Raw genomic sequence first — 12,699 nt, 5'->3', positions numbered from 1 at the left:
ACGTCGGCGGTAGTCGCACGCCAACGTTTAGTGGCGCGCGGACTAGCCGAAATTGCGCAATCGGAAGGAAAGCAAGAATCGTGATGATCGACACGCAACCATTCGTGGGTCAACACTGCGAAACCACCACCGTGGGAACCCTGCTGGGGCAGCTCGGCATACACCTGAGCGAACCCATGCTCTTCGGCCTGGGGGAGGGGCTGGCCTACACCATATGGAAAATGAAAACCATGGACTTTCCCTTCCTTGGCGGTCGCATAAAACCAGACCTTATCACCGAAAACATTGCCACAAACCTTGGTCTACTGCTCACGGTTAAGGAAACAACCTCGCAGGCCAAAGCGTGGCGGATGGTCAAAGAGCTTCTCGACGCTGGCCACGTGGTCGGCCTGAAGCTGGACTGCTATCATCTGGAATATTTCTCGCAACCCACCCACTTTGCCGGCCATTATGTTGCCATTCGCGGATACGACGACCACCAGGCGTTTCTGGTGGACACGCAGCAGCAAGGCACGACCGTCGTAACGTCCCTGGAAAGCCTGGCCCTGGCCCGCAATGAGAAAGGGCCTATGTCGTCACGAAACCGGTACTTCACCCTGGCGATCGACCCCGAGCACCCGCAGCCTATGACCCGCGAAACCCTTGCGGAGACAGTCACCACTGCGATCCGCAAGAATGCTGCGACCTACCTCAACCCACCCATTAAAAACCTGTGCTATAAGGGTATCGAGAAAACCAGTCGGGAAATCCTGCGCTGGTATGATACCTCCAATAATGTGCAGGAAGAGTTTGCCACCACCGCCATGCTCATGGAGCGTGCCGGCACCGGTGGGGCCCTCTTCCGCAACATGTACCGGGATTTCTTGCAGGAAGCCCACCAGCTCACCGGGGCGGAGAACATCAAGGCGGCCCACAACGCCTTCGTAAACATTGCGCACGATTGGTCCCAGGTGATCGCGCTATTCGAACAAGTCGGCGCAACCGGTGACCGAACCTACGTTGAGCAAGCATCAGAACTGCTGAAATCCTTGGCGAAGCAGGAACAAGCAGCCATGCAACTCCTGCTTTAAACCTAACAGGCCCCACCCGCGCCACGCCGCGACACCATCAGGCGACAAAAGCACTCATCCGCCACTCGCAACAGGTAGGGTGGGAGTGAAGCCAAAGTACGGAAGCGACAAGATGGCAGGGTGACTCATGGACGAAATCTGGCGACCGCTAGAAACCAACTCCACAAAGTACGTCACCTGCAAAGCCCTATATGAAGGCGTTCCCAAACAAATGGCGTCCGCCCTCTGGGAATGGATCCAAGCCGCCCTCACCGAACATCGGCAATCCGCAGGTCACCGCGGCTACACCATTGCCCTCAACAACACCCTGATGGAAACGCTCTGTCGAGAACTCAGCGTCCCCCTCGACGACTACCGCGTGTGGGGCATGGGCTCCGGCAACAATTCCCGGATGGGCCGCCAACACATAGCCACCGCAATGTACATCCTGCACAACCAGGCCGACGGCCTCCAAGTGGCAGATTATCTCCTCGCCCGCCTGCCCGACGCCAGTGCTGACGAACTAGACAACTTGCTCATACGCAACAAATCCGCCTGGACCGTGGGCATCCGCGCTGGGCGGCGAGGGCTCACGCGGCGCGTCATCGTGGGCGGGTAGCGGATGTGGGGGGAGAGCCAAGAGCCAGGAAATTGAAGTGGCAAAGTAGCTGCTAGAAAAATGTCTTACGGGGGTGTTATAGTGCGGCTTACCAGTAAAATTACGTGCTTGTCGGTAAACTCACACGAGAGTTAAGTGGAATATCTATTTGAAGGAGGCAGGGATTGTGGCACGTGCTGACCTGCTTCTGGACCTTGTAACAGCAGAAAAACAAGGTGACCGGGAGCGTTTCAAAGTTCTCGTCGAGTCGGTAATCGCAGAGGAGCGGGCTAAACAGCATCATCTTCTTGCTGATCGATTATCTGAAATTATTACCACAACAGGGCAAAGTAGCCAGGGCATGAGTGATGATCGCACTGCTACAGTGCATGATCTCGTTTATAAGGTCACCCCCGAGCGGCGGCTAAATGATATGGAATTGGCGCCCATTCCACGTCGTGTGGTGACTGAGCTTATCGAGGAGCAACAACGTGGTGATCTGCTTCGTAGCTATGGTATTGAGCCTCGGAATCGACTGCTGCTATCAGGTCCACCAGGTAATGGAAAGACAACTATAGCTGAAGTGATTGCGGCTGAATTGATGCTGCCACTTTATGTTATTCGGTACGAAAATATTATCTCTAGTTTTCTTGGTGAAACTGCGGCTCGCTTGGATGATGCATTCGAATTTGTGCGGACTCGTCGGTGCGTGTTGTTCTTTGATGAACTTGATACCATTGCGAAAGAACGCTCTGATGAGCATGAAACAGGCGAAATCAAGCGCGTAGTATCGACCTTTTTGCTGCAGATCGATCGACTTCCGGCGCATGTCATTTTTATCGGGGCGACTAATCACAGCGAATTGTTGGATCGTGCAGCATGGCGGCGCTTCCAAATTAAGGTTAAACTTGCGACGCCTACACGTGCGCAGGCTGTCAGGTTTTTGGAAAAACTTGCCTCTCGATTTGGTGGAGATCTTGGGTACACGCCACGAACTCTAGCTGATAAACTTGCTGGTGCTAGCTTTGCTGAACTAGAAGAATTTGCCTTGGACGTTCGCCGTCGTGCAATTTTGGAATCTCCAGATGCTAATATGCGTCGTATTGCACGAGAACGTATTGAGCATCGCCGTGAACAGGTGACACAATGACCAGTGAATCAAGACCACTTCTTGCCTTTGGGCCCGCAATAGTGGGAGAACGTAAACGGAAAAAAGGGTTTCCGAATTTGGTCACGCCAAATTCAAGTCGTCAAGTAAGTCGGATTGAACCGCAATTTCGTAAGCTAGTTGCAACTTTTGAGGCTCAGCGGGCAAAAATGGGGGTTGGTATCCCGGATGAAGTCGATCCAAATTTAGTTATTGTGTTTGACCTCGCTGGTAGCGTCAAAGATTTTTGCAATGCCATCAACAAGATTGAGGGACTCGAATTCCTATCTGAATTCGTAGGTGATGATACGGAACCAGATGACGATTTTTATTTAAAGGATGAGGAAGGAAACAAAACTGACAAGCTGGTATCACATTCCTTGTATCTCGTAATGTCCAACATGGCGGCTATTGAGGAGCTCTTGCAGCTTTTTGAAAAATGGAAGTCGGATCCAAAGGTGACATTGGATCGTGGGCTTTATAAATTCAAAGAAATGTTTCAACAACTTGTTGCTATTAGACATTGGGGCCCACAAGATCGGATTCAAGAAACAGGTCTCTATGAGGAATGGAAAGAACGACTTGAAGTAATTGGAAACTCCCAGAGTTTTGTTCAAGTTGAAGTGGAATTATGGTATCGACAAGATAAAATCAAGCAGATTAAAGCTGAAGAGATTGTTAGGAATAATGTATCGAATGTGGCTGGAAAAGTCATCAGCAGAGCCCTAATCCCAGAAATTAACTACCATGCGCTTTTAGTTGAGTTGCCAATACAGCAAGTGGAATTGTTTTTAGCTGAAGGTGCTGAATCTGTACAACTATTGACAGTTGATGAGATCATGTTTGTTAGCCCATATAGGCCAATGGCTCTTGGGTGGCAAGATAATGATTCAATCGCTGATGATGATCTAATAAAAGGCATTGCTCTTAATGAGGGGGAGCGAATTCAAGGAAAGCCAAGGGTTGCGTTGCTTGATGGATTGCCTGTTTCGAATCATGGTGCTCTCCGAGGACGATTAATAATAGATGATCCCGATGATCTTGAAAATCATTATCCGGTAATAAAGCGTCAGCATGGTACTGAGATGGCGTCACTAATTATCCATGGGGATTTAAATAAGCCTGATTCCCCATTGGATAGGCCTCTTTATGTACGTCCAATTATGGAGTCTGTAGAAGGCATTGGTTGCACAGAACAGGTAATCTCCAATGTTTTATTTCCTGATCTGTTAATTAGAGCAGTTAGAAGGATTATGGAGGGCGATGGAGATAGTGAGGCCGTGGCGCCTAGCGTACGTATTATTAATCTGTCTATTGGTGACCCAGCCCGTGTGCTTACTCGCAGGATGAGTCCCGGCGGAAGAGTGCTTGATTGGCTTGCAGTTAATTATAATTTATTATTTATCGTGAGTGCTGGTAACCATAATGAAATTCCGATCACGATCCCTGTTGAGGCCCTGAGCAATATTGAATCTGCGCGAACTGCAGCAGTTCAAGCAACCTTTAATAATTCCTTGTTGTTGGGAATTCTTTCGCCAGGTGATGCCATCAATGTCTTAACTATAGGTGCTACACATAATGATAAGGCAGATGCTATTAAGGTCCCGGATACCGTTTTAGATGTCAATCGTGCTAATTTTCCCGCACACTATAGTGGGCGAGGGCCTGGTATCAATCGATCCATTAAACCAGATTTGTATTATATGGGTGGACGTGTGGTGTATAAACGCCCAGTAATAACACCAGAACAGCAAGGAAATATTGTTTTAGAGATTGCAGATTCCTCTGTAGTCGGGCCAGGGGTGCGTGCCGCCGTTCCTAGTCGAGGAGGCGCAATCAATGGCACAAAGTTTTGCATTGGAACGAGTAATGCTGCTGCTTTAGTAACACATGAAGCTAGCAAGCTTTTCGATATTTTAGAAGAAGGAAATTCGGAGAATAATTTACCCGATGCCCTATATCATCCCCTCCTTGTCCGTGCTCTTTTGGTACATGCCAGCAGCTGGGGAGAATGGAAAAAAGATCTTGGTAAAGATCTTGATCTACCCAAAGGACAAATTCGAAAACAATTAACTGCACTTCTGGGCTATGGTTGTCTTGATCCTAGCCGCTTAGGTTTTTCGGCAAGGAATAGAGCAGTGGTGATTGCAGGCGGAAGCATTACTAAAGATCAACGGCATACTTACAGTCTTCCATTGCCCCTGTCGCTTCGTTCCAAAGCAGAATGGCATCGCTTTACAGTTACACTTGCATTTGCAGCGCCAACAGTCGGTACGCTTAATCAATATCGTGGTTCAAAAGTATATTTTGAATATAAGGAAGATGGTACGAAAACGGCTAAGCGTTCTGAGGCGGAGCCTAATATGGTAAAAAAAGGCAGCCTTCAGCATGAAATAATTGAAGGAACTCGTGCCATGACTTTTGCAGAGGGAGATGCTTTCTCTATTCATGTTGAATGCATGGATGATGCGCAGCATCTTCGCAAAAAAGAAGAGATTAAGTATGCTTTAGTGGCATCAGTTGAGACTGCGGAACAAACTTCAACCACTATTTATGATGAGGTTAGAATGGCGCTTCGAATGCGAGCTCGGGATCATGTTCGGGGTCGAGTTCAAGGGTAATGAGGAATATTTTAGTCAGCTATCGTCTGGAACCCAGCCGTTGCCAAAGGCTAGTTATTGCCTTCCCACCCAATTTGCCAGGGGCCGAAATCTTCTGTGTCGCTGGGCCCTGTAAGAAGCGTGTATCGGAATTTATCCCCGGGAACATGGAGGTCCAGAGCGGATACCCGGTGTCGTAAAGCGCTTTAAGCCAACTAAGTGTCGTGGTTATCAGTTTGCAGCGCATCGGAAAGCAATGACTAGACAACCTGCTCATACGCAACAAATCCGCCTGGACCGTGGGCATCCCCGCCGGGCGGCGAGGGCTCACGCGGCGCGTCATCGTGGGCGGGTAGCGGATGTGGGGGAGAAGAACCTGGGCAGGCTAGTCCTTCATGCTCTTTACCAATTTCCGCAACTCCTTCCTACTGGAAGGCAGTCCGGCTTTTTTGAGCGCGTCAGTTGTGTACGGGTCGTTGTACCAGAGACTGTCATCGTCTACCACAGCGCCCAGGAATCGTGCGGTTGCTTCCGTATTCAATACCCCATTGCCATTTCCTATGTTAATGAGTTGCAGGAAAGGTTTCCACGGCTGGTAGTAGATGGAGAGGCAGAATACAGGCAGAGATTCCAGACGCGTGCGCTCTGCCTCAGCAATCCCGCTAAGATCGCGGGCAACCAGTTCTTCCACCACATCATCAATCCGCCCATCTGGTTCGATAATTTGCTCCCAGACGTCTTCAGTTTTCGGGTCGGATAATACTTCTATTAGCGCAGCTGTCCCCGCCTCGCTGCGGTCATGAAAAGCGGCAGCTGTTCGTACGCCCAGGTCATCGCTGGTGAGGTAGGCGCTGGTGTCTCCGCCCCAGGCCCCTAACGCGGCAACAGTGCCACCATCGACTGGATATCCCCGGAGCCGGGCACGAACCCTGTAGGCTAGCTCATCTTCTGCGTCAAAATACCAGGCCCATGCTCCTAAAGCCCGCGTATAGTATTCGCCACCTTTCTTGGCGTCGAGCGCAAGCAAGGCTTCCACCACGGAAGCGTTCTCCTTGTGCAACTGTATCGCGTATGGATCTTCGGGAACGTCCCGGATAATGCTCCCAACCAATTGGATCCATACCACCACCCACTCCGTTGCCTCAGGACTGAACTGGTCAAGCATGCGAATGCAGAATCGCAGGACAGGTAAGGTGATGTCGTACAGCGTTCCTTGATGCACAGCTGTGCCAAACAGGTATTCGACTGCTTCATTAAGATCACCACTATCATCCTTTATGAGCAGCTCTAATAGCTCCACTTCTGGCGAGCTTATGGCGGCGCAGATTTCAGTCCACGCATCGTCATTTCGCTTTTGTTGTTCTTCTTGGCTCATTGCGTATCTGTTCCCATCTTCCGCAGCCCGGCCGCCACTGCAGGCCAGTTGTCGCCCTCCAAATCAACTCGCCACGGGCCGAAATCTGCCTCATAGCTGGGTTCCCATAAGAAATACTTATCGGAATTTATTCCCAGAAACATGGAGGTCCAGAGCGGATACCCGGCGTCGTAAAGCGCTTTAAGCCAACCGAGTGCCGTGTTTATCAGCTCGTTTTGCAGTGCATCGGTAATCCAGGAATCATAGTGCTGGCCGCGCCACACAACGTTGCTGAATGTGCGCAGTTCGTACGTGTTGGGGTCGAAATTGATAAGCAATCCTATCTCGCTCCACCCTTCGGCGGTTTCGCGCCCGGCCGCGGTGAGGACCCCCAGTAGCCGGAACGTGTAGTCATCGTCGATGCTTTGCGACGGCGGAAGCTGCGTCACGGAACCACCTCATACCCATAGTCGATCAGTTGTTCTTTCCTAGGGTACCAGTGAAATAGATATAAGATCATCTGATGTGCGATTTGGAGGTTAAGGTGTTGGTGTATTTTTGGGCAATCCTTAGGATCACTACCAAATAAGCTTTTTACTCTCTACGCCACGATGTCTCGTTTAGCGAAAATCACGGTGCCCGCTAGCAAGGAACCTAGCCCAATCGCTAACAGCACAATCGCGCCACGATAATGATCCACCGTATGCGGAGCCCACGCAAACACCGACAAATCCAACACCCACTTATCCAGTTTTAGCAACGACCCGAAGAACGACAAGAAACCTGAGGTGGCCACTACCAGCCATGCGATGATGCTGGTCCGAATCGCCAAGCATAATGCCGAAATACCGCAGCATGCTACCGCTGGTGCGATCAGGTCAATGATTGCCCACACCACGGTACTGAACTGATCGTCAGAAACGTGGGAATCAGCGATGGCAGCGTATGCAGAGAGAAAGGCCGCGGGGATTAGGGTCATGATGGTGGCAATCATCGTGTAGAGGAAGTTTTGGAGAAAAAGCATGGGGCGGCGTTGCTCGGTAGTAAGAATGAGCGTGACTAATCCTTGCTTTTCCGCTTTGTGCCCGGCGAGCACTAGTTGGATCGTCATGCAGCACACGATAAGACCCACGACGATTCCGGACATGTAGGCATACGCATTCTGCAAATCTGGCACCATTTGTGCCGCTAGCTCTGCTGTTCCGGGGGAGTTTTCAAATACGCTGTTCATTTCCCCGGTCATTGCGAAAAATCCGGTGGAAGTAAAAATGATGGCAACAGCCCACCATACGATGACGGGTCCCTGGAGTCGCCACCACAGCGACCATGGGCCCCAGCCGGCGGCGCGGTATTTGCGGGACCGCAGCCGCACCCATTGGGAATGCAGATCCCGGTTGACCACAATAATAGGAATGGACATGAGCAGGAGGACTGCGGTGAATATTATTGTGGGCAACCATTGGTTTCCGTCATGTTGATATGGTTTTACTACTTTGACCCAGCCAAAGGGCGTGAGCCAATGTAGCCAAGGGTGGTCGTACACGTCGGCGATAACCCGCGTGCTAAACGTGATGAGTATCGCCAGGAAGGAAGCCTGCCGGGCCGCGCGTACCGAACCGAACGCTTCCCCGGCAATGATGGCCAGCAGGCCAAAGAAGCAGGTGAGGAGGAAAGCGGAGTATCCGGTGAGAAGGCTGCCATTAGCAGTAAAATCATTGGAAATCCCGGCATTTGCCCAGAGGCTGACTGCCACCAGCACGCCCCACAAGACGCTGGTGAGGATGGTGACGGTGAGTGCGGCGCGGCGAAGTACTCCGGCGGAGAGGCCATTAGATTGCAGCAGTTCCGCCTGGCCGCTTTCCTCCAAACCCCGGGACACGCTGGACCCCAGCAATAGGCCCATGATTGCGGCAAGGATGAATCCCCAGCTAGTGGTTTCCCAAACAGCCCAGGTGGCGTAGTTGAACGGTTCCGGGATTTTCCCGTAGATCACTACCAGGCCGAATGAATTACTCATCTGTTCCTGTACTTTGGCCAGCGATTCTGCATCTGTGTAGCTATTGCTATAGGCACTGGGCATGGACGCAAAGAATAAGGTGAGTGGTGTGAGCCAGGCGAGGAGGAAGAAGCGGTGGGTACGCAGGTGGATTTGGATGAGGTTAAGCACGGCTGGCCCCTCCTTGTTGTTGGCCTTGGTTACCGTGGGTTTGGCCCTGCCCGCCCTGGTTGCCTTGTCCGTCTTGGTAGAATTCGAGGAAGAGTTCTTCGAGGCTGGCGGGGGTGATGGTGATGTTTGATGCGCCTTGGTCGATGAGGTGTTGGAGGGTGGGGTTGACGCTGTCTTGTTCATGGATGTGGTCGTAGTCCGGGTTGGTGGCACGGATTCGGACGCCGCGGATGTGGGCGAGTTGTTTCAAGGATCCGGATTCGACGATGGTGCCGTTTCGGATGATGCTGATGTCATCGGCGAGTTCTTGGACTTCGGACAGGATGTGGCTAGACAGTAGGATTGCTGCTCCTTCGTTGCGGCGTTCTCGAACAATGTTGATGAATGTTTGTTCGATGAGTGGGTCGAGTCCGGAGGTGGGTTCGTCGAGGACGAGGATATCGACGTTCGCGGCGAAGGCGGCGATGAGCATGACTTTTTGCCGGTTGCCTTTGGAGTAGGTGCGGATTTTTTTGGTGGGGTCGAGTTTGAATCGTTCAATGTATTCGGCGCGTTTTTTCTTGTTGTCACTGGTGGGTCGGAGTTTGGCGAGGGTGTCGAGGACTTGGTTGCCGGTGAGGTTAGGGAAGAGTTCCACATCGCCGGGGACATAGGCGACGTTGTGGATGGTGGTTTTGGTGGGGTCAGTGTTATTGATGCGGAGGGTTCCGGTGGTGGGGTGGATGAGTCCGAGGAGGCAGCGGATGGTGGTGGATTTGCCGGCGCCGTTGGGTCCGAGGAATCCGTGGACTGTGCCATGGGCGACGGTGAGGTTGACGTTGTTGAGTACCCGGGTTTTCCCGAAATCCTTGCTGAGCTGCGAAATCTCAATCGGATAAGCGTTCATATTCCTAATAGTATGCAGGTTCTATATTGCTTGCAAACATTAATATATAACGTCTGAACAGCCTTTTTAGGTTATTGAAGGGAACCTGTGGGCATTGAGGGTGCATGAGGATGCGGTGATGATAGGCAAGTTAGACGCAAAAATACCGGATCGTAAGAGATGAAACCGCAGTTTTCCCGGTGTCTGAATATCGCCTAGTATATGGGGGATTATGAAACCACTAGTAGCAACAGTGAGTGAGAAGAATGGGCACGACAGTACCATTGCAACCAATTGCGGCAGTTGAGATCAACCTGGACAAACTCTTCACCGATGAATACGAATTCGTCATTCCGGAGTACCAGCGGCCCTACACCTGGGGTGTGGAGCATGCGGTGCAACTGCTTGTGGATTTGCAGGAAGCCTTGGAGCGTGACCTGGATGAACCATACTTTTTGGGCTCCATTGTGTTGGTGAAGGATGCGCAATCGCCACGCGCCGAGGTGATTGACGGGCAACAACGACTCGTGACCCTGACCCTGTTGCTGGCGGTATTACGGGACATTGTGGAGGATCCCAGCCTGCGCAAGGACATCCATGAGCGCGTCGAAAAGCCCGCGGTGGAGTGGGAAGAGAAACCAGCCAAGCCGCGTCTCACCCTGCGGCGGCGGGACATCGAATTCTTCTACCAATATGTGCAAAAAAGCGATGCCACGGAAGATGTTGTTCGGTTGAGCAATAACCTTGCGGTGACGGAATCGCAGCGGGCAATCCGCGATAACGTCAAAGCACTACGGGAACAATTATTCGATTGGACGCGCAATGATCTGGCGAACCTGTATAAAATGTTGCGCGATAGAACCATGCTGGTTGTGGTGAGTACGCCCGACCTTAATAGTGCATACCGGATTTTTAATGTGATGAATGCGCGTGGTTTACCGCTACTACCTTCGGATATTTTCAAGTCGCAGGTGATCGGCGAGATCTCGGAAAGCTCCCGCCGCGAATATGCGGATCGGTGGGAGAACCTGGAACAGGAGCTTGGCCGGGAAGAGTTTGGCACGCTATTCGTGTACATACGTGCGATTCTCACCCAGGCTCATGCCACCCGGAATCTGCTATCCGAATTCCCCGAGCAGATTCTTAGTAAATGGCAGGGGGAGGCCTTTATTGATGAGGTGCTGGAACCGTATGCTCAAGCCGATGTGCGGTTGCGCGCCCAGGATTTTCATGGCGGCCCCCTGTGGGAGAGCGTGAATAATTGGCTGAAGCGGCTCAGCCAGTTGAATAATAACGATTGGCGTCCCGTGGCCCTGTGGGCGTTGAAAGAACACGATGATGACCCAAAGTTCCTCAATGCGTTTTTTGAAAAATTGGAGCGGCTGGCCGCAAGCATGCTGGTGCGGCGGTTGTATCGGAATGTGCGACTGACCCGCTATATGGCGCTTTTGAAGCAGCTCATTGCCGGGCATGGGCTGCGCAGCACCGAGTTTGAGCTTAGCGAGGATGAGAAGAAGGCCACCCGGGAGCAGTTGGATAGCGAAATCTATTCGTCCTCATCGACAGCGTTGCCTAAGTATGTGTTGCTACGCCTCGATTCGATTCTGGCCGACGACCCCGGGGTTTCCTACGATCACAAAACCATCAGCATCGAGCACGTGTTGCCGCAAAATCCCAAGGAAGGTAGCCAGTGGCTGGAGTGGTTTAGCGATGGCGAACGGGCGTGGTGGACCCATCGGCTGGGGAATTTGGTGCTCCTCAATAAGAGCAAGAACAGTCGGGCCAGGAACTACGATTTTGATTACAAGAAGAAGAGTTATTTCCTGAAAAATGGTGTGTCCGTTTTCGCCCTCACGACCGGGGTCCTGCAAGAAACCAAGTGGACACCGAACGTTGTCATGCGACGTCACATCGAGTTAATCGGACTCCTTGAAGACACGTGGAAACTTCGGTGACGGCAAACAATGCCCTTGAGCAGCGCTTACTAGTAGGTTGCGCGCAATAATTATCGCCATGCTTTGCGGCGCCCGAAGGTGGCGGCTGCCGTATCAAACCCAGGGTGTCGTCAAGCGGAGAATGAAACACGTAGGTCGTAGGCGTTGTCTAGTTCACCGGCATGGAAGTGTAAGACTCCAACCGGTTACGGAATGGTGCACACATCAACCCGAAGAAATTGCTATCATGGGTGGCCCTGACCATATGGTGGTGTCGACGACAGACACGTTGGCACTACCGGTTACAGAAAACATCGATATATAAGGAAAAATGCATGAGTAAGATTCTCGTTATTTCCGGTCACCCGCATCTCGATCGGTCCAACATGAATGCTGCCATTTTGGAGAGTCTCGAAGACAAGTTCAATGGTGACATCCTTGAGGTTCGCCGTCTCGACGAGCTGTACCCCGACTTCAACATCGATGCCAAGGCTGAACAAGAAGCCCTGGTCGACGCCGATATCATTGTTCTGCAATTCCCCATCTACTGGTATAACGTTCCCTCCCTGTTGAAGAAGTGGATCGAAGACGTCCTCGAATACGGGTTCGCCTATGGCAGCAGTGGTACCGCCCTGCACGGTAAGAAACTCCTGCTGTCCTTCACCGCAGGTTCTGGTGCGGACGTCTATCACGAGAAGATGGCTCACGACTTGCCCGACTTCATGCCGGCATTCCAGGAAACCGCAGCTCTCACCGGTATGGAATGGCAGGAACCCGTGTACTCCTACGGTGCGCTCACCGACGCGGACCTGGCAGCCAAGCACAGCGACCGGCTCATCGCCCGATTGGTCGAAATCAGCGCATAACAGCCCAGGCCAACAACCAGCCTCAACGCCGCCGATCGCGCCACGACGATCGGCGGTTTTGTATCTCTCAATGTTGTTCATCGTGACGGCTATGCCATATACGCCCACATCATAAAGCA

The 12,699-nt window shown here is 51.8% G+C and carries 10 protein-coding genes; 6 read left to right on the top strand and 4 right to left on the bottom strand.

Going from position 1 to position 12,699, the window contains the following annotated elements:
* Nucleotides 1-83 precede the first annotated feature (83 nt).
* From HBA49_RS07815 to HBA49_RS07800, 4 genes are all read left to right on the top strand, one after another.
* Nucleotides 84-1,070, top strand: coding sequence for a BtrH N-terminal domain-containing protein (locus tag HBA49_RS07815; protein WP_005523498.1), 987 nt, complete (start codon nucleotides 84-86; stop codon nucleotides 1,068-1,070).
* Nucleotides 1,071-1,197: 127 nt separating this feature from the next.
* Nucleotides 1,198-1,668, top strand: coding sequence for a hypothetical protein (locus HBA49_RS07810; RefSeq protein ID WP_005523497.1), 471 nt, complete (start codon nucleotides 1,198-1,200; stop codon nucleotides 1,666-1,668).
* 166 nt (nucleotides 1,669-1,834) lie between these two features.
* A complete protein-coding gene (locus HBA49_RS07805; RefSeq protein WP_005527332.1) occupies nucleotides 1,835-2,797 on the top strand; it encodes an AAA family ATPase in 963 nt (320 codons plus the stop codon).
* Nucleotides 2,794-5,415, top strand: a complete 2,622-nt coding sequence (locus tag HBA49_RS07800; protein ID WP_005526980.1) for a S8 family peptidase — start codon at nucleotides 2,794-2,796, stop codon at nucleotides 5,413-5,415. Before HBA49_RS07805 ends, HBA49_RS07800 begins: the two co-directional genes overlap by 4 nt.
* Before the next feature lie 364 nt (nucleotides 5,416-5,779).
* Here the strand turns inward: HBA49_RS07800 and HBA49_RS07795 are convergent, their stop codons facing one another.
* From HBA49_RS07795 to HBA49_RS07780, 4 genes are all read right to left on the bottom strand, one after another.
* The gene (locus HBA49_RS07795; protein ID WP_005523493.1) at nucleotides 5,780-6,769 is read right to left on the bottom strand and encodes a hypothetical protein; all 990 of its coding nucleotides are present in this window, start codon (nucleotides 6,767-6,769) and stop codon (nucleotides 5,780-5,782) included.
* A complete protein-coding gene (locus HBA49_RS07790; RefSeq protein ID WP_005523491.1) occupies nucleotides 6,766-7,197 on the bottom strand; it encodes a hypothetical protein in 432 nt (143 codons plus the stop codon). The genes HBA49_RS07795 and HBA49_RS07790 overlap by 4 nt, the downstream gene beginning before the upstream one ends.
* A gap of 152 nt (nucleotides 7,198-7,349) precedes the next feature.
* Complete coding sequence (locus HBA49_RS07785) at nucleotides 7,350-8,915, bottom strand: hypothetical protein (RefSeq protein WP_005527285.1); 1,566 nt, start codon at nucleotides 8,913-8,915, stop codon at nucleotides 7,350-7,352.
* Nucleotides 8,908-9,801, bottom strand: coding sequence for an ABC transporter ATP-binding protein (locus HBA49_RS07780; RefSeq protein ID WP_005527438.1), 894 nt, complete (start codon nucleotides 9,799-9,801; stop codon nucleotides 8,908-8,910). Before HBA49_RS07780 ends, HBA49_RS07785 begins: the two co-directional genes overlap by 8 nt.
* A 245-nt stretch (nucleotides 9,802-10,046) precedes the next feature.
* Here HBA49_RS07780 and HBA49_RS07775 point away from each other — a divergent pair, with 245 nt between their 5' ends.
* Both HBA49_RS07775 and HBA49_RS07770 read left to right on the top strand, forming a co-directional pair.
* Nucleotides 10,047-11,735, top strand: a complete 1,689-nt coding sequence (locus HBA49_RS07775; RefSeq protein ID WP_005526977.1) for a DUF262 domain-containing protein — start codon at nucleotides 10,047-10,049, stop codon at nucleotides 11,733-11,735.
* 314 nt (nucleotides 11,736-12,049) lie between these two features.
* Nucleotides 12,050-12,580 (top strand): NAD(P)H-dependent oxidoreductase, encoded by a 531-nt coding sequence (locus tag HBA49_RS07770; RefSeq protein ID WP_005527341.1) that lies wholly within the window; start codon nucleotides 12,050-12,052, stop codon nucleotides 12,578-12,580.
* Nucleotides 12,581-12,699 lie beyond the last annotated feature (119 nt).

This window comes from Corynebacterium matruchotii (assembly GCF_011612265.2).
GTDB classification, from domain to species: Bacteria; Actinomycetota; Actinomycetes; order Mycobacteriales; family Mycobacteriaceae; genus Corynebacterium; species Corynebacterium matruchotii.
The sequence above is the reverse complement of the archived record's forward strand: the minus strand, read 5'-3'. Positions and strand labels throughout refer to the sequence as shown.

Coding starts and splice junctions, on each gene's coding strand:
- HBA49_RS07815 (WP_005523498.1), top strand. CDS start 84: ATGATCGACACGCAACCATTCGTGGGTCAACACTGCGAAACCACCACC.
- HBA49_RS07810 (WP_005523497.1), top strand. CDS start 1,198: ATGGACGAAATCTGGCGACCGCTAGAAACCAACTCCACAAAGTACGTC.
- HBA49_RS07800 (WP_005526980.1), top strand. CDS start 2,794: ATGACCAGTGAATCAAGACCACTTCTTGCCTTTGGGCCCGCAATAGTG.
- HBA49_RS07795 (WP_005523493.1), bottom strand. CDS start 6,769: ATGAGCCAAGAAGAACAACAAAAGCGAAATGACGATGCGTGGACTGAA.
- HBA49_RS07780 (WP_005527438.1), bottom strand. CDS start 9,801: ATGAACGCTTATCCGATTGAGATTTCGCAGCTCAGCAAGGATTTCGGG.
- HBA49_RS07775 (WP_005526977.1), top strand. CDS start 10,047: ATGGGCACGACAGTACCATTGCAACCAATTGCGGCAGTTGAGATCAAC.
- HBA49_RS07770 (WP_005527341.1), top strand. CDS start 12,050: ATGAGTAAGATTCTCGTTATTTCCGGTCACCCGCATCTCGATCGGTCC.